The organism is Simplicispira sp. GW247-4R2A, from assembly GCF_059424465.1.
In genome coordinates, this window is record NZ_JBWKZM010000002.1 from 195,098 (window position 1) to 218,864 (window position 23,767).

Annotated in this window: 28 protein-coding genes; 14 read left to right on the top strand and 14 right to left on the bottom strand. The window is 61.2% G+C overall.

Annotated elements, in window-relative coordinates; genetic code table 11:
• Positions 1-40: 40 nt before the first annotated feature.
• Together AC07ZH_RS02400 and AC07ZH_RS02405 are read left to right on the top strand one after the other, a co-directional pair.
• On the top strand, positions 41-907 hold the full coding sequence (locus AC07ZH_RS02400; RefSeq protein WP_495198386.1) for a DMT family transporter: 867 nt from the start codon (positions 41-43) through the stop codon (positions 905-907).
• Positions 904-1,995: an enoyl-CoA hydratase/isomerase family protein gene (locus tag AC07ZH_RS02405; protein WP_495198387.1), complete on the top strand. Its 1,092-nt coding sequence runs from the start codon at positions 904-906 to the stop codon at positions 1,993-1,995. The genes AC07ZH_RS02400 and AC07ZH_RS02405 overlap by 4 nt, the downstream gene beginning before the upstream one ends.
• Positions 1,996-2,008: 13 nt before the next feature.
• On the opposite strand, the gene AC07ZH_RS02410 is transcribed toward AC07ZH_RS02405, so the two are convergent.
• The 4 genes from AC07ZH_RS02410 to smpB form a co-directional block, all read right to left on the bottom strand.
• Positions 2,009-2,944 (bottom strand): anti-sigma factor family protein, encoded by a 936-nt coding sequence (locus AC07ZH_RS02410; protein ID WP_495198388.1) that lies wholly within the window; start codon positions 2,942-2,944, stop codon positions 2,009-2,011.
• Positions 2,945-2,949: 5 nt separating this feature from the next.
• Complete coding sequence (locus tag AC07ZH_RS02415) at positions 2,950-3,495, bottom strand: RNA polymerase sigma factor (protein WP_495198389.1); 546 nt, start codon at positions 3,493-3,495, stop codon at positions 2,950-2,952.
• Between the two features lie 21 nt (positions 3,496-3,516).
• A complete protein-coding gene (locus AC07ZH_RS02420; protein WP_495198390.1) occupies positions 3,517-3,888 on the bottom strand; it encodes a COG4315 family predicted lipoprotein in 372 nt (123 codons plus the stop codon).
• A gap of 150 nt (positions 3,889-4,038) precedes the next feature.
• Positions 4,039-4,512 (bottom strand): SsrA-binding protein SmpB, encoded by a 474-nt coding sequence (gene smpB, locus AC07ZH_RS02425; protein ID WP_119107878.1) that lies wholly within the window; start codon positions 4,510-4,512, stop codon positions 4,039-4,041.
• A 122-nt stretch (positions 4,513-4,634) separates the two neighbouring features.
• On the opposite strand from smpB, the gene AC07ZH_RS02430 reads away from it, so the two are divergent.
• The gene (locus AC07ZH_RS02430) at positions 4,635-5,075 is read left to right on the top strand and encodes a type II toxin-antitoxin system RatA family toxin (protein WP_495198391.1); all 441 of its coding nucleotides are present in this window, start codon (positions 4,635-4,637) and stop codon (positions 5,073-5,075) included.
• Complete coding sequence (locus tag AC07ZH_RS02435) at positions 5,068-5,400, top strand: RnfH family protein (RefSeq protein WP_495198392.1); 333 nt, start codon at positions 5,068-5,070, stop codon at positions 5,398-5,400. Before AC07ZH_RS02430 ends, AC07ZH_RS02435 begins: the two co-directional genes overlap by 8 nt.
• A 3-nt stretch (positions 5,401-5,403) precedes the next feature.
• Here the strand turns inward: AC07ZH_RS02435 and AC07ZH_RS02440 are convergent, their stop codons facing one another.
• Positions 5,404-5,934, bottom strand: coding sequence for a DUF4124 domain-containing protein (locus AC07ZH_RS02440; protein ID WP_495198393.1), 531 nt, complete (start codon positions 5,932-5,934; stop codon positions 5,404-5,406).
• A gap of 76 nt (positions 5,935-6,010) precedes the next feature.
• Here AC07ZH_RS02440 and guaB point away from each other — a divergent pair, with 76 nt between their 5' ends.
• From guaB to AC07ZH_RS02465, 5 genes are all read left to right on the top strand, one after another.
• Positions 6,011-7,486: an IMP dehydrogenase gene (guaB, locus tag AC07ZH_RS02445; RefSeq protein ID WP_495198394.1), complete on the top strand. Its 1,476-nt coding sequence runs from the start codon at positions 6,011-6,013 to the stop codon at positions 7,484-7,486.
• A gap of 70 nt (positions 7,487-7,556) precedes the next feature.
• Positions 7,557-9,170: a glutamine-hydrolyzing GMP synthase gene (gene guaA / locus AC07ZH_RS02450; RefSeq protein ID WP_495198395.1), complete on the top strand. Its 1,614-nt coding sequence runs from the start codon at positions 7,557-7,559 to the stop codon at positions 9,168-9,170.
• 301 nt (positions 9,171-9,471) lie between these two features.
• A complete protein-coding gene (locus tag AC07ZH_RS02455; RefSeq protein ID WP_495198396.1) occupies positions 9,472-10,728 on the top strand; it encodes a tyrosine-type recombinase/integrase in 1,257 nt (418 codons plus the stop codon).
• A gap of 60 nt (positions 10,729-10,788) precedes the next feature.
• Positions 10,789-11,064 carry a hypothetical protein gene (locus AC07ZH_RS02460; protein ID WP_495198397.1) on the top strand — a complete coding sequence of 92 codons (276 nt, stop codon included), beginning with the start codon at positions 10,789-10,791 and terminating at the stop codon, positions 11,062-11,064.
• A 4-nt stretch (positions 11,065-11,068) separates the two neighbouring features.
• Positions 11,069-11,593: a helix-turn-helix transcriptional regulator gene (locus tag AC07ZH_RS02465; RefSeq protein ID WP_495198398.1), complete on the top strand. Its 525-nt coding sequence runs from the start codon at positions 11,069-11,071 to the stop codon at positions 11,591-11,593.
• Positions 11,594-11,607: 14 nt separating this feature from the next.
• Here the strand turns inward: AC07ZH_RS02465 and AC07ZH_RS02470 are convergent, their stop codons facing one another.
• Positions 11,608-11,946: a helix-turn-helix transcriptional regulator gene (locus AC07ZH_RS02470; protein ID WP_495198483.1), complete on the bottom strand. Its 339-nt coding sequence runs from the start codon at positions 11,944-11,946 to the stop codon at positions 11,608-11,610.
• 187 nt (positions 11,947-12,133) lie between these two features.
• Between AC07ZH_RS02470 and AC07ZH_RS02475 the strand changes: the two genes are divergently transcribed.
• The 3 genes from AC07ZH_RS02475 to AC07ZH_RS02485 are packed head-to-tail and all read left to right on the top strand — an operon-like array spanning position 12,134 to position 14,399.
• The gene (locus AC07ZH_RS02475; protein ID WP_495198399.1) at positions 12,134-13,072 is read left to right on the top strand and encodes a hypothetical protein; all 939 of its coding nucleotides are present in this window, start codon (positions 12,134-12,136) and stop codon (positions 13,070-13,072) included.
• A gap of 11 nt (positions 13,073-13,083) precedes the next feature.
• Complete coding sequence (locus tag AC07ZH_RS02480) at positions 13,084-13,563, top strand: hypothetical protein (RefSeq protein ID WP_495198400.1); 480 nt, start codon at positions 13,084-13,086, stop codon at positions 13,561-13,563.
• Between the two features lie 20 nt (positions 13,564-13,583).
• The gene (locus tag AC07ZH_RS02485) at positions 13,584-14,399 is read left to right on the top strand and encodes a TIGR02391 family protein (protein WP_495198401.1); all 816 of its coding nucleotides are present in this window, start codon (positions 13,584-13,586) and stop codon (positions 14,397-14,399) included.
• Between the two features lie 20 nt (positions 14,400-14,419).
• Here the strand turns inward: AC07ZH_RS02485 and AC07ZH_RS02490 are convergent, their stop codons facing one another.
• The 7 genes from AC07ZH_RS02490 to AC07ZH_RS02520 form a co-directional block, all read right to left on the bottom strand.
• Positions 14,420-15,979, bottom strand: coding sequence for an LA2681 family HEPN domain-containing protein (locus tag AC07ZH_RS02490; protein ID WP_495198402.1), 1,560 nt, complete (start codon positions 15,977-15,979; stop codon positions 14,420-14,422).
• A gap of 19 nt (positions 15,980-15,998) precedes the next feature.
• The gene (locus tag AC07ZH_RS02495) at positions 15,999-17,024 is read right to left on the bottom strand and encodes a DUF4917 family protein (protein WP_495198403.1); all 1,026 of its coding nucleotides are present in this window, start codon (positions 17,022-17,024) and stop codon (positions 15,999-16,001) included.
• Between the two features lie 33 nt (positions 17,025-17,057).
• Positions 17,058-17,783, bottom strand: coding sequence for a hypothetical protein (locus tag AC07ZH_RS02500; protein WP_495198404.1), 726 nt, complete (start codon positions 17,781-17,783; stop codon positions 17,058-17,060).
• 70 nt (positions 17,784-17,853) lie between these two features.
• Positions 17,854-19,575, bottom strand: coding sequence for an ABC-three component system protein (locus AC07ZH_RS02505; protein WP_495198405.1), 1,722 nt, complete (start codon positions 19,573-19,575; stop codon positions 17,854-17,856).
• Positions 19,572-19,820: an ABC-three component system middle component 6 gene (locus tag AC07ZH_RS02510; protein ID WP_160854109.1), complete on the bottom strand. Its 249-nt coding sequence runs from the start codon at positions 19,818-19,820 to the stop codon at positions 19,572-19,574. The genes AC07ZH_RS02505 and AC07ZH_RS02510 overlap by 4 nt, the downstream gene beginning before the upstream one ends.
• Positions 19,817-20,737: an ABC-three component system protein gene (locus AC07ZH_RS02515; protein ID WP_495198406.1), complete on the bottom strand. Its 921-nt coding sequence runs from the start codon at positions 20,735-20,737 to the stop codon at positions 19,817-19,819. The genes AC07ZH_RS02510 and AC07ZH_RS02515 overlap by 4 nt, the downstream gene beginning before the upstream one ends.
• Before the next feature lie 35 nt (positions 20,738-20,772).
• Positions 20,773-20,979, bottom strand: a complete 207-nt coding sequence (locus AC07ZH_RS02520; RefSeq protein WP_160854105.1) for a type II toxin-antitoxin system RelB/DinJ family antitoxin — start codon at positions 20,977-20,979, stop codon at positions 20,773-20,775.
• 387 nt (positions 20,980-21,366) lie between these two features.
• On the opposite strand from AC07ZH_RS02520, the gene AC07ZH_RS02525 reads away from it, so the two are divergent.
• The gene (locus AC07ZH_RS02525) at positions 21,367-21,717 is read left to right on the top strand and encodes a DUF2958 domain-containing protein (RefSeq protein WP_495198407.1); all 351 of its coding nucleotides are present in this window, start codon (positions 21,367-21,369) and stop codon (positions 21,715-21,717) included.
• Positions 21,718-21,747: 30 nt separating this feature from the next.
• On the opposite strand, the gene AC07ZH_RS02530 is transcribed toward AC07ZH_RS02525, so the two are convergent.
• The gene (locus AC07ZH_RS02530; RefSeq protein ID WP_495198408.1) at positions 21,748-22,416 is read right to left on the bottom strand and encodes a DUF6988 family protein; all 669 of its coding nucleotides are present in this window, start codon (positions 22,414-22,416) and stop codon (positions 21,748-21,750) included.
• A 522-nt stretch (positions 22,417-22,938) separates the two neighbouring features.
• On the opposite strand from AC07ZH_RS02530, the gene AC07ZH_RS02535 reads away from it, so the two are divergent.
• Positions 22,939-23,763, top strand: a complete 825-nt coding sequence (locus tag AC07ZH_RS02535; RefSeq protein ID WP_495198409.1) for a DUF932 domain-containing protein — start codon at positions 22,939-22,941, stop codon at positions 23,761-23,763.
• The last annotated feature ends 4 nt before the right edge of the window (positions 23,764-23,767 follow it).

Genomic DNA, 23,767 nt, shown 5'->3' on the forward strand with positions numbered 1-23,767 from the left:
GGCCCTGGCGCCTCACGCCGCAGGGCGGAGCGCCTCTTCCATGAACCATGCCCAGGCGGCGTGGACCATGGTGGGTGCGACGTTCTTGTGGTCGATAGCGGGCGTGGTGACGCGCCAGCTGGAGCAGGCGCGCAGTTTTGAGGTGACGTTCTGGCGCAGCGTGTTCACGCTCGCCGCCTTGCTGATTTTGCTGCCCGCCGTGCGCGGGCGCGGTGCGTTCAAGCCGCTGGTGCGCGGCGGGCATGCCCTGTGGCTCTCAGGTCTGTGCTGGAGCGTGATGTTCACGGCCTTCATGGTCGGCATCACGCTCATGCCGGTGGCCAACGTACTGGTTACCATGGCCTCTGGTCCGCTACTGACCGCTCTGGTCGCCCGGGTCTTCATCGGCCATCGCATCGCCCCCCGCACCGGGGTGGCCATTGCCGTGGCGGGTCTGGGCATCGCCTGGATGTTCGGTACGCAGGTGCGCAGCGTGCCGCTGGCGGGCACCTTGGTTGCCCTGTGTGTGCCCCTGGCTGCGGCCGTGAACTGGACGGTGGTGCAGCACGCGCAGCGCCATGGGGAATCGGTCGACCTGATGCCTGCGGTACTGATCGGCGCCGTGATCTCCAGCCTTGCCACCCTGCCACTCGCACTGCCATTTGCCGCATCGGGTCACGATTTGCTGTTGCTGGCTTTTCTTGGTTTGGTGCAGTTGGCTATTCCCTGTCTGTTGGTTGTGCGCTGTGGCCGTGTGCTCAAAGCACCCGAGATGGCGCTGCTGGGCTTGTTGGAAGTGATTTTTGGCATCCTGCTGGCATGGCTGGGTGCGGGCGAGCGACCTGGCCCTGCTGTGCTGATTGGCGGCGTACTGGTGATTGGTGCGCTGGTTTTCAACGAACTTCTGGGGTGGAGAGAGCAGACATGACAGAACATTTGAGTGAACTGCAGTGCGAAGTCCGGGGGCAGGTGGGCTTCATTACCTTGAGCCGTCCGCGTGCACTCAACGCGCTCTCGCTGGGCATGGTGCGCGGCTTGATGCAACAACTCCTTGCCTGGCAGGACGACTCTGCCGTGCTGGCGGTCGCCGTGCGCGGCAGCAACAAAGAGGGCGCTTTTGGCGCCTTCTGTGCGGGTGGCGACATCCGCTTTCTGCACCAGGCTGGCAGCGCAGGCGACCCGCGCATTGAAGATTTTTTCACCGAGGAATACACGCTCAACCACCTGATTCACTGCTACCCCAAGCCCTATATCGCCTTTATGGACGGCATTGTCATGGGCGGTGGCATGGGCATCAGCCAGGGTGCTGCGTTGCGGCTGGTGACCGAGCGGACCAAGATGGCCATGCCCGAGACAGCGATCGGCCTGTTCCCGGACGTGGGCGGCGGCTATTTTCTTTCGCGCTGCCCCGGCTACACGGGCGAGTGGCTGGCGCTGACCGGCGAGAGCATTGGGGTGGATACGGCCTTGGCGCTTGGCTTGGCCGATGGCCGCATTGCGCTGGAAGCCCAGGCGCCTTTGTGGAACGCCCTGGGCGCACAGCGTTTTGAGAATGCCGATGCAGTCACTGCCTTGGTTAATTCAAAAATAATAGCTTCTAACGCTTACCAGATAAGCGCTAGAGCCCTAATTGACCAATATTTTTCGCTCCCGAGCGTCCCTGAAATCGTCGCAGCACTCGAAGCCGCCGACGGTGAGTGGGAGCAGCGCACCGCCGCTACGCTGCGCAAGCGCTCGCCGCTGATGCTCGGCGTGGTGCTGGAGCAGATCCGCCGCGCGCGCGGCATGGACCTGGCGGATGACTTGCGCATGGAGCGCGACATGGTGCGGCACTGCTTCACCCTGCGTCCAGGCCAGAGCGAAACCCTGGAAGGCATTCGCGCACTCGCCGTGGACAAGGACCATACGCCCCACTGGAACCCGGCGCGCATCGAAGACGTGACACCCGCGATGGTGGCGCCGTTCTTTACCAGCCCCTGGCCTGCCTACGCACATCCGCTGGCCCAGTTGGCCTGAACTGTCGTTGGCCTCAGAGATTCAACTGCTGGAACACGGCTGTTGCCAGGCTCAGTAGCTCCGGGCGCGAGAGCTGCCCGCTCAAGGCGTAGCCAAATCCGGCGTCTGTCCAGTAGAAGCCGGACACCGGGCCTGTCTGGGTGAACTGGAAAGAAGCGGTGTCGGAGGGCGAAGTCGCCCCGGGCGCCGGGGCGATTGGCCCCGGCAAGCCGCTGCGGACGGCACTGGCCGACGCGGGTGCGAGAGCGCCCAGGTACAGCGTGATCCGTTGGCCTGCGCTGTTTTGGTACATGAACTGCGCGCGTACCCCGGTATCGCCGGGCAAGAGCCGACCGCCGACCAGTTCGTAGCCAAGCGAGCCCAGGGCAGGGACCTTGAGCGGCCGGCCCAGCCGTTTGGACAACCACTGCACCAGATGGTCTTGCTGCGCGGCGGTAACCTCGACCGGGTGGCGCACCTCGGGCTGGTACACCGCGTGGGCCACCGCGGCCTGCTGGGCAAATCGCTGCGGGGTTTCTGCCGCCAGCGGCGCTGCGTCCCGGATTGCCATGCTGCTTCCAGGTGCAACGCCAGGTGCAACGCCGGGCCATTGGCTGCGTCCCGTCCATCCCAGCCCAAAGGCCAGCACCACCGAGGCGGCCATGCCACCCCAGCGCCACCACCTCGCCTGCTGCTGCCCGCGGTCTGCGGTTCGCAACGCGGCGGCGAGCAGCATGTCGGGTACAGGGGCGTGGAGCAGATCCTGGTGCAGCGCGTGCAGCCGGTCCCCCTGCACCCGCCAGTGGGCCATGGCGTCCTGGGCGGCCTCATCGTCAAGCAGTTGCTCGTGCAGCGCCTGCGCCTGTGCGGGTGGCAGCTGGCCGTCCACCAGCGCATGCCAGTGGGCACTCTCGTCGGTCTGAGGGCGAGAGGCGTGCTGGCTCGGATCGATGGTGGAGGAGCGGGTCATGGTCGTTACTTCAGGCGGCGCAGTGCAGGTGCCGGGCCTGTGGTCGGCGCGCCCGCGGGGGCCGCCTGTGAGAGGCCTGGTGTGGGTTCGCGGTCCATCAGCGCGCGCAGGCGTGTGCGGGCCCGCGACAGGCGCGACATGACGGTGCCCACCGGGATGCCCAGGATCCGGGCTGTGTCTTCATAGCTCATGTCCTCCATGGCGACCAGCAGCAGCACAGCTCGCTGGTCGGGCGGCAGGCGCTGCAGGCAGCGTTCCAGGTCCAGCGCCTCATCCGAAGGTCCACTGCCACCGGGCAACTGGTCCTGGACGTCCTCGATATTGACGGGCGTTGGCGAGGACAGCGCGCGGCGCTGGTTGAGGTACAGGTTGTGCATCAGCGTGAACAGCCAGGCGCGCAGGTCAGTTCCCGTACGCCACAGCAGCCACTTGCTGCAGGCGCGCTCGAGCGTGTCCTGTACGAGATCATCGGCCGCCCAGGCCTCGCCCGTCAGCACCCGGGCATAACGGCGCAGCCCGGGCAGCTGCTCGACGACCTGGGTGCGGTTCATGCCTGCGGTGCTTCGTGAACTTTATGGTCGTGCGGTATGCCAAACCTGGTTCACGCCGTCGCCAGTTTTGTCGCCAGGCTTGGTGTCTTTGGACCAGTAGTACAGCGGCTTGCCCTTGTAGGCCAGCTGGGTCATGCCGTCGTCGCGGGTAATGACGCTGTAGTTGCCGCCGGGGGCCTTGCTGGCCATCAGCGGCGGCCAGTTGGCGGCGCAGGGGCCATTGCACGCCGACTTGCCGCTGCCCGCGGCGTCTCGGTCGAAGGTGTAGAGCGTCATGCCGCCAGCGCCGACCAGTGCGCCGTCCATGGTTTTCACGGGCGAGTCGTCCATGGTAGCGCAGCCAGCCAGCGAGGCTGCTGCGGCGAATACGGCCATCGAGATCAATCTTTTCATGGGTTTCTCCAGGTGGGATGCAGGCGGAGGCGGATGCTGCCTTGCACTTGAACAAACACATGGGCCCCGATGTTTATTCCACGGCCCCGGAAAAAAACCCAAGCCCGGTGCCCTTTGGCACTCGGCGCTGGGCCCCTACCGCGCGCTGCCTCAGCGGCTGCGGCTTTTCAGGGCGCGTTCCACCTCGCGCTTGCCTTCGCGGTCCTTGATGGTGTCGCGCTTGTCGTGTTCGGCCTTGCCTTTGGCCAGGGCGATGTCGCATTTGGCCCGGCCGTCCTTCCAATGCAGATTCAGGGGCACCAGCGTGTAGCCCTTTTGCTCGACCTTGCCGATCAGGCGCTTGATCTCCTCCTTGTGCAGCAGGAGCTTTTTGGTGCGCGCGGCCTCGGGGCTGACGTGGGTGGACGCGGTCTTGAGCGGATTGATCTGACATCCAATCAGGTACAGCTCGCCCTCGCGGATCACCACATAGCCATCTGTCAGCTGCGCCTTGCCTTCGCGCAGCGCCTTCACTTCCCAGCCCTGCAGGACCAAGCCTGCCTCATAGCGCTCCTCAATGAAGTAGTTGTACGCGGCCTTCTTGTTGTCGGCGATGCGGGAATTGGAATCAGGTTTCTTGGCCATCGGGTCGTAAGGCGCCAGCGGAGGGGGCGGACGCCCCTCCTTACAATTGCTGTTCTCGCGCAGTCCTGATTCTAGGGTGTGCCATGGTCGGAGCGCGGCCTGGCGCCCCGCAGTCCCATTTCATGAAGAACGTCAACAAATCTGTCCTCATTTGGTACAGCCCGGAGGAAATGTTCAGCCTCGTCACCGATGTGGACCGTTATCCCGAGTTTCTTCCTTGGTGCGACCACGCCCGTGTGCTGGAACAGGAAAGCAGCGGCGTGGTGGCAGAAATCGGCATTTCCATGGCGGGGATTCGCCAGAGTTTTGTTACCCGCAACCTGCATGAGGCCGGTCGGCGGGTGGAGATGCAACTGATCAAGGGTCCATTTTCCCGCTTGAATGGCGATTGGCATTTCCAACCCGTGGGGGACGGCGCGCAGCGCGCAGCGCGCATTCATCTGCATTTGGATTACGGGTTCAACAGCGCACCCTTGGCCGCGGTGGTGGGGCCGGTGTTCGATCGTATTGCCAGCAGCTTGATGGATGCCTTCGTCAAGCGCGCTGAGCAGGTCTATGGCTGACGTTGGCCAAGCGCCACAGAGGCTGCGGGTGACGGTGGCCATCTGCACAGAAGCAAGCGCGGTGCGCGAATGGTGCGGCGATATGCCTGCCGGCGCGCAACTTGTGGACGCCCTGCGCCTCGCTGGCTGCGATGTGACAGCCCTGGATTCTGTCGGTATCTGGGGCAAGGCTGCGCCGCTCACCCAGGTGTTGCGTGATGGCGATCGGGTAGAGACCTACCGAGCGCTGAGGGTGGATCCCAAGGTGGCCCGGCGTGAACGCTTTGTTAGCCAGGGTGCGCGAAGCGCCGGGCTGTTTGTACGCAAACCGGTTGCGAAGCGATGATGCTCAGGGTTTGCAGTCCGAGTCGATGACCGCCTGTGCGCGTTTGCGCTCGGCGGCCCGCGCTGCGTCGTCGAGGAACACTTGCTCGCCCTTGGCATTGGTGTGTTTCATGAGCTGACCCGAGTCCAGCGTGGCCTTGGACTGCTTGGCGCGGGTGCAGTTTTCTGCCTTGGCGGCAGCCATTTTTTTCTCGTCTGCCTTGTCCTTGGCCGCTTTTTCCGCATCGGCTTTGGCCTTGCGTTCTTCGAGCTCCTTGTCTACGCCTTTGCCTGGCGCATTGGCGGCAGGCTTTGCAGCCGCCTTGGCAGCGGCAGGCTGCGCATCTGCCTGCGTGTCTGCATCAGCGTTGGCTGGCGCTACGGGTCGCGGTTGCTGCTGTGGTTGGCGAAGGATGTCTTTATCCGGAATGCTCAGCGGCGGCGGACGGTCGCTGAAAACCTTGCGGCCGTCCTTGTCGATCCATTGCCATTGCGCTAGGGCGCCCACCGACCAAACGCAGGCCAGCGTCACCAGACAGAGTTTGTGCAGCTTCATGCTTGCAGTTTAGCGGCTGCTGCGCCGAAGTCGCCAGCAAAAGTGGCGGGTACAATTGATTTTTTGGAGCTTTCACATGCGCCTTCTTGGCAAAGCGCTCACCTTCGACGACGTGTTGCTGGTGCCAGCGTATTCCCAGGTCCTGCCCAAGGACACCTCTCTCGCCACCCGGTTTTCCCGCAATATCCGTCTCAACCTGCCGCTGGTGTCCGCCGCGATGGATACGGTCACGGAAGCACGCCTGGCCATTGCCATTGCCCAGGAAGGCGGCATCGGCATCGTGCACAAGAACCTGACCGCGCAGGAGCAAGCTGCCCAGGTGGCCAAGGTCAAGCGCTACGAGTCGGGCGTGGTGCGCGATCCGGTGGTGATCACGCCGGAACATACCGTGCTGCAGGTGCTGCAATTGTCCGAGCAGCTGGGTATCTCAGGATTCCCGGTCTGTGATGGCGGCAAGGTGGTCGGCATCGTGACGGGGCGCGACCTGCGCTTTGAGACGCGCTACGACGTCAAGGTGCACCAGATCATGACGCCGCGCGAGAAGCTCATCACGGTGAACGAGCGCGATGGCACGTCCCCTGCGCAGGCCAAGGCGCTGCTCAACAAGCACAAGCTTGAACGCATCCTGGTGGTCAATGACGCCTTCGAGCTCAAGGGCCTGATCACGGTGAAGGACATCACCAAGCAGACCAGTTTCCCCAACGCTGCGCGCGACGCTTCGGGGCGCCTGCGGGTGGGCGCTGCCGTGGGGGTGGGCGAGGGCACCGAAGAGCGCGTTGAGGCGCTCGTCAAAGCCGGGGTGGACGCCATTGTGGTCGATACGGCGCACGGGCATAGCAAGGGCGTGATCGAGCGCGTGCGCTGGGTCAAACAGAACTATCCGCATATCGACGTCGTCGGCGGCAATATCGCCACGGGCGGAGCTGCGCTTGCGCTGGTGGAGGCAGGGGCCGACGCCGTTAAGGTGGGCATTGGCCCTGGCTCGATCTGCACGACGCGCATCGTCGCAGGCGTGGGTGTGCCGCAGATCATGGCCATTGACAACGTCGCCACTGCCTTGCAGGGCACGGGCGTGCTCTTGATCGCCGACGGCGGCGTGCGTTTCAGCGGCGACATTGCCAAAGCGCTTGCTGCTGGGGCCAGCACTATCATGATGGGGGGCATGTTTGCAGGTACGGAAGAGGCGCCGGGCGAAGTTATCTTGTTCCAAGGGCGTAGTTACAAGAGCTACCGCGGCATGGGCAGCATTGGCGCCATGCAGCAAGGCAGCGCTGACCGCTACTTCCAGGAATCGAGCACGGGCAATCCGAACGCCGACAAGCTGGTGCCCGAAGGCATTGAGGGCCGTGTGCCGTACAAGGGCTCCATGGTGTCCATCGTCTACCAGATGGCGGGTGGCGTGCGCGCCGCCATGGGCTACTGCGGTTGCGCCACCATTGAAGACATGAACAACAAGGCCGAGTTCGTCGAGATCACCACAGCCGGGATCCGCGAAAGCCACGTGCACGACGTGCAGATTACCAAGGAAGCGCCGAACTACCGCGCCGACTGACGCTACTGCTCCGCAGGCCCGAACCCAGTTCACGGTGTTCGGGCCTTTGTCTTTCTTTCTGTCGCCTGCCATGCAACACCAGAAAATTCTCATTCTCGATTTCGGCTCCCAGGTCACCCAGCTTATCGCCCGCCGTGTGCGTGAAGCCCATGTGTACTGCGAGGTGCACCCTTGCGACGTGACCGATGCCTGGGTCCGCGAGTTCGCCGCAGACGGCATGCTCAAGGGCGTGATCCTCTCGGGCAGCCATGCCAGCCTCTGGGAAGACGAAACCCTGCGGGCGCCGCAGGTGGTGTTCGAACTCGGTATTCCGGTGCTCGGTATCTGCTTTGGCATGTACGCAATAGCTGCCGCGCTGGGGGGCAAGGTCGAAGGTGGGCACAAACGTGAATTCGGTTATGCCGAAGTCCGTGCACGTGGCCACACCCAGTTGTTCGAAGGCATCCAGGATTACGCAACGCCCGAAGGCCACGGCATGCTGCATGTCTGGATGAGCCACGGTGACAACGTGACCGAGATGCCTCCTGGCTTCAAACTCATGGCGTCCACCGATTCCTGTCCCATCGCGGGCATGGCCGATGAGGAGCGCAAGTTTTATGCAGTGCAGTTTCACCCGGAGGTGACGCATACGCGGCAAGGCAAGGCCATTCTCGAGCGTTTTGTGCTGGGCATCTGCCAGATCTCACCCGATTGGGTCATGCGCGACCACGTGGCCGAAGCCGTGGCGTTGATTCGCAAGCAGGTGGGTGACGAGGAAGTGATTCTTGGTTTGTCGGGCGGAGTGGATTCATCCGTGGCTGCTGCGCTGATTCACCGTGCCATTGGTGATCAGCTGACCTGCGTGTTCGTGGACCACGGTCTGCTGCGCCTCAATGAAGGCGACATGGTCATGGACATGTTTGTCGGCAAGCTGCGCGCCAAAGTGATTCGTGTCGATGCGAGCGAGCTGTTTCTCGGCAAGCTCGCGGGCGTCGCCGACCCGGAGGCCAAGCGCAAGATCATTGGAGGCGAGTTCGTCACGGTGTTCAAGCAGGAAGCGGCCAAGCTGACCAGTGCTGGTGCCAAGGGCGCCAAATGGCTCGCGCAGGGCACCATCTACCCCGACGTGATCGAGTCGGGTGGCGCCAAGAGCAAAAAAGCGGTCACCATCAAGAGCCACCACAACGTGGGCGGCCTGCCGGAGCAGTTGGGATTGAAGCTGCTAGAGCCCCTGCGCGATCTGTTCAAGGACGAGGTGCGCGAGCTAGGCGTAGCCTTGGGTCTGCCGCCCGAGATGGTTTATCGCCATCCCTTCCCCGGCCCCGGCCTGGGCGTGCGTATTCTGGGCGAAGTGAAGCCGGAATATGCCGACCTGCTGCGCCGTGCAGATGCCATCTTTATTGAGGAACTGCGCAACTTTAAGGACGAGGCAAGCGGAAAGAGTTGGTACGACTTGACGAGCCAGGCCTTCGCCGTTTTCCTGCCGGTCAAGAGCGTCGGAGTGATGGGCGATGGCCGCACCTACGACTACGTGGTGGCACTGCGCGCCGTGCAGACCAGCGACTTCATGACGGCCGACTGGGCCGAACTGCCCTACGCGCTGCTCAAGAAGGTTTCCGGCCGCATCATCAATGAGGTGCGGGGTATCAATCGGGTGACCTACGACGTCAGCTCTAAGCCGCCAGCGACGATTGAGTGGGAGTGAAATTAGGTCCTTCGGGGACTATCGCTACCTATCGAAAATCCGCCGTAACGTGTTGATTCCAAAGGAAATACGTCACGGCAGCTATCGGCAGCTATCGCCGGGCAGCGAAACGGATTGACGGTAGAGGTGACGGTAGAAACCGGAGGTCGGATTAAGACCTCCTTGTTTACTATCGAGACCAAATCGGTCTTTGACGGTAAATCACTCCTCTGGAAAGCTTGTTTCATGCGGCTTTCCAGGCATCAGCAGGTCTCCTGACCCCTGACGGTAAAAGCCGTCATGAACAGGAGGAAAAACCTCGATGCTTACCGACACCACACTGCGCAATTTGAAGCCTAAGTCCTTGACTTATAAGGCCTCCGACCGGGATGGAATGTACGTGACGGTATCGCCCACCGGTACCGTCACCTTCCGCTTCGATTACCGTCTCAACGGCCGCCGCGAGACCCTGACCATTGGCCGCTATGGGCCGGCGGGCATTTCGCTGGCGATGGCCCGCGAAAAGCTGCTGGATGCCAAGAAGGCCGTCGCCCAGGGCAAGTCTCCGGCCCACGAGAAGCAGCGCGAGAAGCGCCGCCTGACCGCCGCCAAGAACTTTGGCGACATGACGGCCCAATGGCTGGCCGGCGCCAGGATGGCCGATAGCACGCGAGCGATGCGTAAGAGCATCGTCGATCGGGACATCCTGCCGGCCTTCCAAAACCGCCTGCTCAACGAAATCACCGCTGATGACTTGCGCGCCTTGTGCGGCAAGGTGAAGGGGCGCGGGGCGCCAGCCACCGCGGTGCACGTCCGCGACATCGTGAAGCAGGTCTATGCCTTTGCCATCCTACATGGGGAGAAGGTGGACAACCCGGCGGCCGATGTGGGCGCAGCCTCGATTGCGACCTTCGTACCGAAGGACCGTGCTTTGTCACCGCTGGAGATCCGCCTGATGTGGCGGCAGATGGAGTCGGTGGCCACCTATCCGACCATCCGTCTGGCCCTGCGCATGGTCCTGCTGACGCTGGTGCGCAAGAGCGAGCTGATCGAGGCCACCTGGGACGAGGTCGATTTCGAGAACGCGACCTGGACCATTCCGAAGCAGCGGATGAAGGGGCGCAACCCGCATGTGGTCTACCTGTCGCGCCAGGCGTTGGACATCCTGGTGGCGTTGCACACCTGCGCGGCCGGCTCGAAGTTCGTGCTGCCGTCGCGCTACGACTCCGACCGCTGCATGTCCCACGCGACCCTGAACCGGGTCACGCAGATCGTGGCGCAGCGGGCCAAGGCTGCAGGCCTGCCGCTGGAGCCGTTCACCGTCCACGATCTGCGCCGCACGGGCTCGACGCTGCTTAATGAGATCGGGTTCAACCGCGACTGGATCGAGAAGTGCCTTGCGCACGAGGAGGGGCGTTCCTCGCGCTCGATCTACAACAAGGCCGAGTACGCCGAGCAGCGGCGCCACATGCTGCAGGAGTGGGCCAGCATGGTCGATGCTTGGATCGACGGGCAGATCTACGTGCCAAAGCTGATGCCCGACAACGTCGTCGTGCCGGTGTTGAGTGCAATGGCCTGAAGCAGTGGCTAGGTTGTCACTTGACAACCTGGCCAATCATTCCCATACTGGAGATTCTTGATGGCCCGTTCCTCTCATCCGAAGAAAGAGGTCGAGGAAGCACTCAGGCATGCCGAAGGGCAGGGTTGGCGCGTGGAAGTCGGCGGCAGCCACGCCTGGGGGCGGATTTGCTGTCCGTATAACGACGTGGAGTGTCGTTGCGGCGAGTTCTGTATCACCAGCGTGTGGAGCACGCCGAAGAACCCAGGGAACCACGCGCGCGCCTTGCGGCGCGTCGTGGACAACTGCACCACGCACCGCAAGCAGCGGGAGGCGGCCGACGGTGCCGAGGAATAGCGCGATGGAATACACCTTCACCCTGAAATACCAGCTTGCCGATGATGACAGTGACCCGGATGGGCTGGTCGAGCGCCTGGGCGAAGCCGGCTGCGACGATGCTCTGGTCGGCATCGGGCAGCCGGGGCGGCTCGCGCTGGAATTCGTCCGCGAGGCGCACAGTGCGGACGCGGCTGTGCGCAGCGCGCTGGCCGACGTGCGGCGCGCCGTACCGTTGGCCAGGCTGATCGAGGTTGCGCCGGATTTGGTCGGGCTGACCGATGTGGCCGACATCGTCGGCGTGTCGCGGCAGAACATGCGCAAGCTGATGCTGGCCCACCCGGGCAGCTTCCCGGCGCCGGTGCATGAGGGCAGTGCGTCGATCTGGCACCTGGCGGATGTGTTGGCCTGGCTGCAGGCCAAGGGCAGCTACTCGCTGGCTTTGGACGTTCTGGAGGTGGCGCGCGTGGCTCTCCAGGTCAATGTTGCCAAGGAAAGGCAGCGGCTATCGGGTTCGGCTTCCAAGGGGTTGGAAGCTCTCGTTGGATGAGGCTGCCGCCAGCCTCATCTTTGACTGGAACCCGCCCGAACAGGGCGGGTTTTTCGCAGGTGGACATCCGGCTTGGTGACGCCGGCGCGAGGGGCTTGCTTGCGTTCGTCAATCCAGGCCTCTACCTCGGCCAGGTCCCACACCACGCAGCGCGGTGTCAGATTGAAGCGCCGTGGAAACTCACCGCGGCGCTCCATTTCGTAGATCGTCGTCTCGGCCAAGGGGACGATCTGCCGTAGCTCGTGTCGGCGGATTGTGCGTCGGAAGGGAAGGGCACCGTCCATCGGGAACTGCGGGAGATCCCCGTAGGCGTTCGAGCCCGGTAAGGGGAGTCTTGCCGGTTGCGGGCGCATCGCCAGGTCCGTGTCCAGGTCGATTTTTCCTAACGGGTTATTCTCCATGTCGAACTCCGTGATTGTTAGGCGATGCATGGATTGCCGCCGCGTGACGATATCGTGTCTTTAATGGGCTATCGCGGAAACTCTCAGGAGCGTAGTGAGGCGTACTGAAGACAAATAGCCGAGGGAAGAGGGGGAGAGCATGGCGACGGTAACGGTTTCTCCGATTCATTTTGAGGACTACAGCGGCCTCCAGTTTGAGCGTTTGGTCTTTGCGTACCATGTGCGCGTTGGCTGGCGCGGCCTCGTTTGGCACGGCCAATCGGGAGGCGACCAAGTGCGGGACATCTCCGGTATCGAGCCATTCGATGACCAGCCGGCACGCAAGACCATCATCCAATGCGCGAACCGGGGAACATTGACGTTGGCGAAAGCCGAGGCCGACATGGGCAAGGTGGTCAAGGCAATAGGCGGGGCGCCAGATGCCTTCAAGTTCGTCTCTCGTGGCGCCGTTTCAGACGCAAGCCGAATACGGATTGAGCAAGCCGCAGCTTCCCTGGGAGTTGCGCATGTGACGATATGGTCAGGAGTGGAGTTCGAGGAAAACCTGCGGCTTCGTGCCGAGTACCTGCTGCATCGCTTCGTCCAGGGCATCGAGTTTCCCGATGCTGAAGCGGAGATCCGAAAGTTCGTGGACGACTTCCCTGACCTTTCGGACGCCGATGCGCTGCAATTGATGGCGGCCGTGTTTGATCGTCCGGCCTTGCGCACGCCGTTTCAGCAGGAAAGCTCTTTGCCTGCCTTTCAGCAGGCGGTCGAAGACACCATTGGCGCACTCAACACTGGCGTGTGGCGGACGCGCGAGGGCGACGAGATCAGGCGTATCCCTTCGATCCACCATCTTCAGGATCAACGTATCCAGGCGGTGCTTGCAAACGTTGTTCGTCAGGTCGATGAACTGCGCCGCATCTTTGTGACCCGGCTCAAGGAAGGAGAGATCAAGCACTGCGGATGCGGTCAACCGAACTGCCCCACGTTCGAGCTCACAGAGCGCGTTGCCGTCGAACTGGACGAAGCCAGGCGGAAAATCCTGACGACGTTTCGATCCGTGCACGCGTCCTTTGATGTGGATGTTCAGTAGGGGGGCATCGCATGGCACTGACTGCAGCTCAAATTGCGTACCTCAAACATCATCCACCTGGCGATGCGGTGGTACACGCACTGTCCGAGCTACTGGTCAATGACCATGACTTGCTCGGCATCGACGCCAATGAACGATCCATCACCTTTCGCTTCGCCATGTATCTCCAGCGTCATTTTCCTGATTGGACTGTCGATTGCGAATACAACCGGGATGGCATAGAGCCGAAAAGGCTTGGGCATCTGGAGCTTTACCCGGACAGCGAGGATGATGAGGCGAAGACCGTATTTCCAGATGTGATCGTGCATCGGCGTGGAACGAAGGAGAACCATCTGGTCTTGGAGTTCAAGAAATCAACGAGCCGCGTTAACCGACAGATCGATCTTCGGAAACTTCAAGGCTACAAGCGGCAGCTTGGCTACGAACACGCCCTGTTCGTGGAGGTCGGCACCGAGGGACAGGCGATCATCATCGCACTTGAATGGGCTTGAGGGCCTGCCGAGAAGAACTCATGACACGAATTCCACCATTCAGCTCACAGCACTTGGAAGCTGCCTGTCGTGTTCTCGCCGATACTGAGCGCGGCTTGAGCGGTACGCAGATCGAGCGCCTGTTGCAGGAGATCGAGATTGCGGACACCTCGCCCGGCATGACGAAGTGGAAGCGGCTGTTCAATGCGCTGGTTGGTGCGCAGAACCAGCATGAGTTCGGCAACCATCTCATCATGTTCGTCAACCGGGCGATGAACCCAGTCAACTACGCCCGTGACCCTGCGACGTTTGCGTGGCGGCGCGACGAACTTAACGTCGTCCTAGCCTTCTCGGGTTTTTACGTGCGCGAGGATGGCAAGGTCGCGCACGCCGACAAGGCTACAACGCTCGACGCTGCACGCGCCCGCGCGGGACGACTTAAGGCCGCGCTGGAAAGCCGCATCGTGCACGCGGAAGTGCTGAACTACTGCCGCGCAGAGTTGCTGGACGAAAACTATTTCCATGCTGTCTTTGAGGCAACAAAAGGCGTTGCAGAGAGGATTCGCCTGCTGTCAGGTCTGAACGGCGACGGCGCTGACCTGGTGAACAAATCATTCGCAGGCCAGCAGCCGGTCCTGGCCTTGGGGCCGCTCACCACGGAGTCTGAGAAGAGCGAGCAGAAAGGCTTTGCCAACTTGCTGATCGGCCTGTTCGGCGCCGTGCGCAATCCGCTGGCGCATGCACCCAAGACGAATTGGCCCATGTCCGAACAAGATGCACTGGACATCCTGACCCTGATATCGCTGATTCACCGCAAGCTGGACGGCACCGTGAAAGCAGCTGCCGTTTCACCATAAGGGTAAGGACAAGAATGGATCTAAGTTTCGTCGTCGCGCCCACGAATCCAGTCGTGGTCGGGGACGATCAGTGATCCAACAAGGCCGCCTGTCCGCTGTGCCAAACCTTGTTCATGCTGCGAAATCGAAAGTGCCAGCATTTGGATGGCCGACCTGGCAACACGCAAAGCACGCAGTACTTCCTGTGTAAATGGTTCCCTTCGGTGATGCTCGATTTCAGGCGCTTGCCTGCTGTTCGCTGGGTCGCCAATGTCATGCAGTACCACGAATCGGTGCGTGCCTGCGTTGCGGAGGTCCTTTTGAGAACGCAAAATTCCCGCGCTGTTGTCATAGTCCTCGGCAAGCTCTACAAGGCCATAGAGGGCACTGGCGCCCCCACGAATTGCCTTCTCCACCTCTTCGGCAAGTGGGTGCGCGCCGGTGGTCTTGTCAGGTTTTCCGCGCCACAATTTCCCGAAGTAGACCTTGTCAGGCGATTGCCCAAGCTCGAAGTAATGGTTTGCTGTTACGGCGATCTTGTCGAGCAAGTCGAGCGCCGTGCGATGTGCCAAGATGAGGGCAGACGCATCAGGGCCATAGGTAGCATGGTCGAGAGTGTCCCCAAATCGCCCTGTTGCAGGCCACGCGTTTTCATCGCTAGCCCGCCATAACAAGTCGCGCGCGAGTATGAAGTCGCTCTTCAGCATGTTGAACATGGCGAACACGGGCGGAGGCATCCCGACTGCAACTGACTCTCGCTCCAGAATTCCGGGCAGCATGAGCCAGTCCAACTTGCCCAAGTTGGGATCGATGAGCTCGACTACGGGCGCAAGCGTCAGGCGTTCACGCTCGACCCACCTAATGAATGGATCTTGATGCGGTGATCGCGGTGGCGCATCTCCCAATTTGCTTGCGAACGCGGCGATCTGCTCCGCGGCCTGCACGCCGGCGTATTGGATGACTCGATCCCTATGCCGGTCCGCGATCTTGGCCAACAAAATCGCCTCGACACGCGTGAGTTCTGAGCACCCACCTCGCTCATAGAGCCAAAGCAAACTACGGGCCGCTGAGCTTGCAGCAACTCCGTTCTCTGGATCAATTTCTAGTGCAGCAAGCCATCCATCATGGGCTTCGCCAAGCCGATAGCTGCCGCTGAACTGGTTGGCGAGATTCGTCCAAGCTTGAGTTCGCAGCGCTGAATCGGCATCCGGATCCTGAGCTACTTTCCAGAAACATCGTCGTGCTTCTGCGCGTCGCTCTCTAGTTAGCTCCTGATGGTTCAACCAATCTGCATTGCGAGGTGGGAAACCTGTCGCGGCGACCAGCCCATTGGCCAAGTTATACGTGACGTCAGCAATTGGAAATGAGCTGTGGAGTTCACGAAACAGCGCGAGCCCTTCTTCAATCGCGTCCTGCTGGTGAGTCAACGTGCCGCCATCGACCAGGATCGCTGCGCGTAGGCCCATCAGGTTGAATCGCTCATCTGTATCGAGATCGAGATTGATCTCTCGGGCCTGTTTCACGGCCTCGGCTGGATTGCTGTTCAGCAAGGCATTTAGATGAGCGGACCGCTCATAGAACCTGTCCAGCATTGATGACATAGAGGGGTTGCGCCGCGCGCTATACGGCAGGGCGTGGTTCTTGGTGGGTCGGGTGGGTCCAGCAACCGGGACTTTCGCTGTCGAAGAATTCCACTTCGACATGCGCTCCCAATACATCATGGATCATCTGGAAGACCCGGTTGCAGTACGCCTGATCGCCTCGGAATACTGATACCGCTACACGATTTATACCCGTGTCCTTCATGCGCTGAAGGAGGTGGATGTCTTGGTCCGCGAAGCCCCAGCCGTAGACCACTAGCGTTTCCCGGTGCGATTTCAGAACCTCTCTGTAGACGGTGGAGAGGTAGTAGCTGTTCTGGATGGAGGCAACTTTTTGTGACCATGTTCCTTCGCTCACGAACAAAGGAACGACCTCTCCGTCCTGCCAGCGTTGCAGGACAGCCTCCAGCAAACCGCCCTGAAGGTTATGGATCTTGCGCTCCTGTTCGACCAAGTTTCGACACAACACCAAACTGCCATGCGGATAGAAAACGAGCGAGGTTGAACGATCTCCTCGGATCGGTTGCCTGAATCGCTGCCAGTCATCGTCGAAGGCACCGCCTCCCACAAAGCAGTCCTTGAACGCATGCTGGTCGTCGATGTCCAACCCGTAGGTCATAGCCCAGTACACAACCAGGTCGTAGTTGAGCGAGATGACGGTACTGAATCGCTTCAGGAATTGATAAATGCTTGGCAGGTGGGCGCTTACCGCACCATGCTCCGGGTGAATATTGCGGACCGTTTGGATGAGACAGTCCCTAAGAGCGACGTAGGCGGCATGGGTGCGCTCATCCGGTATTCGTAGCGAACGGTTGACGTTCGACGCCTGCCAGACGATCCGAAGAACTAGTTCGAAGTCGTTGGTCTGGAAGAACTTGAACAACTGCTGTGCGTCCTCGGGAAGCAAGTTGTGCTCAGCAGCGTGTTGAAGCAGCGATGCATACGAAAAGCTCGGACTGACGGAAATGCTGGCACCGTTGCCGAGGAGAATTGTGCAACCGTAGTTCTCGACAATCGCTTCCCACGGCCTGATCTCAAACGGCATGTCATCGTTCCTTGCGTGATCGAGTAAGTGTGTTCAAGGCTGTCGGATTCGCAGGAGATGGTTCTTGAGCAGGAACCAGCACATATTGAGCGCGAAGGAGCGGCCGAGCCGTGTCATCTGATCTTCCGGAATGCCCACCGGGCGATGAGCGCCAGGACTCAGGAAACCGAATACGCCGGCGAGTCCTCTTTCCTCCTCGGTCGTGATCTCGCCACTCGTGCGCAGGAACAACAGCACCTCGCCCCACTTCGAGGGGTTGTAGGTCGCGTGGCCTTGCGACCGCGATGCAACGTCGGCAGCTACATCACCTGCCAACGTCTCTAGCGCCACGCGGGCATTCACGAGTGATGCGTTGTAGTCGGGTGGTGTCGCCCGGAATGCGCTGGCCGAATCGTTGATTTTTGCGATGATCTCCTGCGCACGAGGAGCCCCCGAGTTCTGTAGGGCGTCGATCAGGTCATCCTCCAGCGGCGCAGCATCGGAAATCGACGGGTCGGTCTGGACCAGCCTCTCGTCTTGGATGATGTAGCCGTCCAGTAGTAGGCACTGCTTCAGATCGCGTATTCGCTCTTCGAACCGATACTTCGGATTGACCGTCGTTCGCAGATCGCCTTGGGTCGCCACTACCTCGGCGAGCACCTGCATGATGATGTGGTCATCGAGATCGCGCAGTATGTTCAGCAGTTCGTACAGCAGTTGCCCTCGAGAGAACGAAAGGTGCTGCACGCCGTACTTTCTCAGGAGCACGATGGAAGTCATGGGCTCCTGCAGTTCGAGGAATTGCGCGAACGAGTAACGGGTTCTGTGTCCGATCATGCGTCTTGCTCACTCATCCAAATCTGATACCAAACAGCCCGCCGTCCTCCGTGGCGTCGGTCAAGCGTGTGGGGAGTACATACTTGTTGAGGTCGAAGCCATCTATGGTCTCCTTGAAGGCATCGTCTTCGTTCATCGTCACGATGTATTGAAAACCAAGCTCTTGCGCGATCTCTGAGCCAAGACGCAATGCACTGATGACCTGGCGTCCGTCAACGCCATCGAACAGATGGCTGTCATGGATCAGAAATCCCGGCCCCATCTGGCGCTTGGCGCACAAGCGCATAAGCATCATGTCGAAGCAGAAGATCTGCATGTTCTTGATGCCCTTGCTGCGCTCGCCCTGCATCGGAAACTTGAAGATCGGTCCATTCGACGTTTCATCGACCGTCATGCTGCCGGCCGACTCATACAGGCGTTGAGAGGTTTCCTCGAAGGCGACGATGGCCTCTGCCAGTCTGTCCTTCTGTTCGGCGAAGTCGCGCCGCAAGCGGATCGTGAGGCGGTTGCGCTCAATTTCCAACTCGTTCTTAGTGCCTTCAAGCTGCTCTGCGGCTTCGAAGCGTTGCCGCAGCGATTCCACTTCAGCCTCAAGTCGCCCCAGTTCGCCTTGCAGCTTGAGGAACTGTTCGAGCGCACCGTGGCTCCTGAGAATGCCCAGGATTTCGCCACGCCTCTGGTCAATCTGAGCTTTCTTGCTATCGCGCAGCTCGATACGCAGCTTCGCAGCTTCGAGTTCGCTGGACAGATAGTCCTTGCGATTGCGCACCACCGATTCATGAAAGCTCTTCACGTCCTCGTAGCGGCGCTTGACCAGGCCGGGCAGCACAATGCCTGCCTCTTGATAGACCGCCTGGAGGTCTTCATGGTCTGGCGGAACCTCCGAGGCCAGTGCGCTTTCCAGATCACGGATAGCTGAGAAGTCGATGGTATTGGCGTTGGCCAACTCGTTGAGTTGGCGAGTCAAACTGGCGCTTTCGACTTCCAGTTCCCGGTACTCTGGCAAGACCTGAAAAGTCTCAACTTCTGCGTGAAGCTTCTTGAGACGGGCTTCTTGAATGGTCAGCTCCGTGCGCAAGTCGGCGGCCTTGCCGATGATTGAACCGAATGCGCCGTTCCCGGCCGCCTTCTTCAGCTCTTCGAGAGTCTTTTCCCGGTCGCGGACAGCCTGCCAATCCCGGGCAATCTGCCAGTCCAGTCCGAGCAAGAACATCAGCGCCATCTGCATGTCGCCGGTTCCTTGCATCGTGGCCTGCTTTTCCGGCGTCATGAAAGCGCCGCTCGCCTGTCGGCGCACAAAGTACGCAAACAGTGACCGGAACGAAGGCGGCTTGCTACCAGCAGCTTCAAGGCTGCTCAGACCGAACATTTGTTCGCCGAGGAACGTACACCACTCGGTGGCAGAGAACTTGACCTTCGCGGCAGGTGGGACTGTCACGAAGATTTTGGCCTTGGAAGCACCGCTACGCTCGACGACCGTGCGTTCCGACTTCAGATCGAAGTCCATGCCGAAGGTGTGTTCGGCCAGTTCCGCAGTGCGGAAAATCGACTCCGGGCCAGCTTCGGCACCGAGCAGGAAATGCACCAGCTCAACGAAGCTGGTTTTGCCGGCGCGATTGCGCGTTTGCTTGCTGGTTGCCCCCTCGGTTTTTTGGGCGAGCAGTACATTCAGGCCAGGCTTCAGATCTCCAAGATTCTTGAAGCTAGGCAGCGTGCTGAAGATGTGATGAATCACGCTGCCCTCCTTGCCACAAGGCCGCTTTCGAGTTCGATGGCTCCAAGGGCATAGAGGAGGTCGAGGGCGAGCAAGAACCAGTCGTAAGTAATGCGCCGGGGCGTTGCCGCCAAGCCGACGTCATGCTTGTTCAATTCCTCCCAAAGCGCGGAGACAGTCTTGGGCCGTGCGAGGAACGTCAGAACATGCGCGCCGACGGTCAATAGCGCACGATCCTGCGGCAGATGCTTGGATGGCAGGATCATGCAATCCCCATCGCTTGAGCATCTTCAAAAATCTCGCACTTGTCGAACAGGTACGCCATGACGGCCAACACGGCCGCCTTGTGCGCGGGAGTGGTGTTCGTCGTGCCCCCAGCCCAAACTTCTAGGCGGCCGAATATTTCGTCAGGATGGAGCTGCGGAACTCCATCCCGCAGCCCCACGTATTCGCTCTTGAACGCCTGCGCGATCTGCTCGCCGTAGGTGGGGTTCTGCCAGCTATTGAAGAACTGCGCAACGAGCGGCGACTTCTGCATGCCGATTTTCAGGAAGTCGGCGACAGCCTGGGACAGAAGGTTTGCCTCGATCTTTCCGCGCGAAACGTCCTTCACCTCGCTCGCCGTGGGTACGGGCGTGATGCTGATGTGAGTGAGCACAGCGGCCAGATCGCTGAAGCCCAAGTTGACATTTGCTTCCATAGTCAACGAGGGGCCGAACCAGGACTCGAGATCCTGAAGGCTTAACTGACGGAACTTCGCCAGCATCTCCTCGTACCCACAGTGTCCGATCTTGATCTGCGGGTTGTCTTGCGCGAGTTTGGCCAGGACTTCGATGATGTGTGGACCCAGACGCCCATCGGGTGCGTTGTGGACGAAGGTCCACTCATCGAAATAGTCTTCCCAGTGCTCTTTGGCCCCTTCGAAGTCCTCGTTGATTTTCTTGATGGCCTCGGCCGCGGTCAGTTCGTTGGGGGCGTAGCTCTGGAACAGGATTCGCGCGGAAGGTAGGTATCCGTCGTTCTTCCGATCCCCAACGTTGCCCCAGGGGCGGCAAGCCATAAAGTCATTGGGGTGTGCCTTCGACATCAGCTTCTCGAAGAGACGTTGAAACCCATCCCCCTTGGATTCCAAGAAGGCGATGCGGAAGTCTTTCTCGTAGTTGAGTTGCTGTATGCGATCCATGCGTTCGAGCCCTGGCCTTGATGTTCTTGGAGTTTTCAGGCAGAAGCGCCGGGCTTCTTGTGGATGGGCTGGGCCTGCGCACGGTTGATGTCGAAGGGCAGTGCCTTATCGGCTGCAATGCGCGTGAGCAGTACCCGAATGGCGTCTGAAACGGACAGCCCCATGCCTGCCAACACGTTCGTGGCCTCCTCTTTGATATGCCCGTCAATTCGGGCGCGAACGACATCACTGCTGCTTGCCATTGCATGCCTCAAGCCTTGGTTGTAGCTACATTGTGCTCCATTTGGGCCTCCATGTCATTTACTGTTTGTTGCAGTCATCCGGGCGTCCCGTCGCTGGGCTTGCGGGCTCTGTGCCCCTTGCCTTTGGTCGAGTTGCGGTCATCCAGCGTTGACCGCTGACGACTTCGGCCTTCGCGGGTCCGCGAATTTCGCTTGCAAGGGCCGGACTGCGGAAGGGTAGGGCGGTTTGCTGTTCCCTTCATCGTGCCACGGCGTGCTCGCCGTCAAGGGCGGCGCGTGCCGTGCACGCTTGCGGCCTGCGGCCGTCTTTGCCCCTTGACTGCTTGTGCTGCGCCGTGACCCGGAAGGGCTGGGCAATTCCGCCCGACTACCTTCCAGGAGGTCACCATGGACTACACATTCATCACTGACGAGCAGCGCTTGGTGCTGCTGGCCAACGGCCGCGAATCTTTGCAGAACCCGGACTTTGATCCGGCCCCCGTGGTCAAGCTGTTCACGCCGGATGCCGGCGCGACCTGGCTGCTAACTGAGATCGACCCGGACGACTACGACCACGCTTTTGGCCTGTGCGACCTCGGCCTGGGGATGCCTGAACTGGGCTGGGTCAGCTTGGCCGAACTTGCTTCGGTACGCGGTCGGCTTGGTTTGCCGATCGAGCGCGATCTGCACTTTCGTGCGGAGAAGCGGTTGAGCGCTTACGCGCGTGATGCGCGCCACGCTGGCCGGATCGTCCACTAGCCGGACAAGGGGCGTCGCAAGATGCCCCGTTCACGGTCTCAGCAGATCCGGCAAGCAATCGGCGAAGGCCGGCTGGATCTTGCTTACCGGCTTGGCCACGGCTTCGTCGCCGGTGAGGACTGCCATCGTCATGCCGGTCATGGTGGTCAGACCGTTCGAGCTGCGCAGCACCTGTAGCGCAAGATCAACCGGGAAGGCCTCGGCATTGCGCCTTAGCGGATGAATGCCGCCATGCACGAATGAGTTCATGGCATGCCAGGTCACTTCCTTGAAGTGCGACAGCATCTGGTGAGCGGCTGCCGGCGCGCCTTGCCCGACCCGCTTGCCGATCTGTTCGATCATTTCGCTGGCGCCAGGCAGGTTCTTAGCCGCCTGTTCGCTTTGCAGCGTCAGTGGCCCCAGCAGTTTTTCAATCGCTGTGTCGCTGGCTGCGTAGAGCAGCCACATCGCCCGCGTCAGGGTCTCGAACTGCAGGCGCATGAGGCCGACGGCGGACGTGGGCAGTCGCAACGCCATCAACGCTCGCATTGCCGCTGCATGTTCCATGGTGACCAAGCACATGCCGAGGGCTGATTCGCCACGGGGCGATCCATCGAACTCGGCATCACCCAGTAGTTCATCCAGACGTTCTTGTAAGGCATTGGAGCGGCGGAGCATGCGCTCCAAAGGATCGTCGTTATTGATGATGGTTTCCTCCATAGAAGGATGGTAGGACGGTCGTGCGTCCCCGGCCAAGGAAACATGGCCGGTCGCGCTGTCGTGCTGCGCATCGAGCCTCGCTGCGCGAGTCTCGCCCCTCTCGGGCTTCCATCGTTCCCTCGCTCCGTTCGGCTGACGCCTGCGGCCCGGCTTCCAGCTTCGGGCCTGCGCGCTTCGCTTGCCGTGCGGTCGGCGGTGGAAGGGGCCGTTGCCTTGTTCAGCCGTCTTCCCTGACTCCATCACCTTGCTCGCGACTGTAGCCCGCGCCCGTGCGCCATCAAGGCGCGCAGGGCCGTGTCCTCGGCTGCGCCTGCGGGCCGCACCAACCCTGCGCTTGTCTCCTTGACGGCGCCCGTTCGCGCGCTCCTGACCGTCGCGGGCGATGAACTCAGGAAAGACGGTGGCAACAGGGCCAACCGGGTTCCTCGTGCCGACCGCACCGAACAGCCACAAGGCTGGGCTCCGAATCTAGGAATCCGGTGTGCGGTTTTCTTCAACAGCCTTTTTGTTCAGGAGAACGCCATGCTTGCCAACCGCTTTGCCTCCCACTCCCCCGCGTTGCGCAGCGACACCCCGCTGTCCGATGACCAGATTCGCCGGGTGGCCCCGTCCATCTTCGCGGACGCCCCGCACCAAAGCCGCTCCGAGCGGTACGCCTACATCCCCACGGTGGCGGTGCTGACCGAGCTTCGCAAGGAAGGGTTTCAGCCCTTCATGGTGACGCAGACCCGCGTGCGCGATGAAGGCAAGCGCGAGCACACGAAACACATGCTGCGCCTGCGCCATGCCAGCCAGATCAACGGCGCAGAGGCCAACGAAATCATCCTGCTGAACTCGCACGACGGCACGAGCAGCTACCAGATGCTGGCGGGCCAGTTCCGTTTTGTTTGCAGCAATGGGCTTGTGTGCGGCGACACCGTGGCCGATGTGCGCGTGCCCCACAAGGGCGACGTGGCGGGCCAAGTCATTGAAGGCGCCTTCGAGGTGCTGCACGGCTTTGACCGCGTGAAGGAGTCGCGCGACCTGATGCGCAGCATCACCTTAGACGATGGCGAATCGCAAGTGTTCGCCCGCGCAGCGCTGGCCCTCAAGTATGACGACCCAGCCAAGCCCGCGCCCGTCACGGAATCACAAATCCTGATGCCGCGCCGCTTCGACGATCGCCGCCCCGACCTGTGGAGCGTGTTCAACCGCACGCAGGAGAACCTGACCAAGGGCGGATTGTCCGGCCGTGCTGCCAATGGCCGCAGGCAGCAGACCCGCCCCGTGCAGGGCATCGATTCCGACATTCGCCTGAACCGCGCCCTGTGGCTGCTGGCCGATGGCATGCGCCAGTTGAAGGCTTGAACCG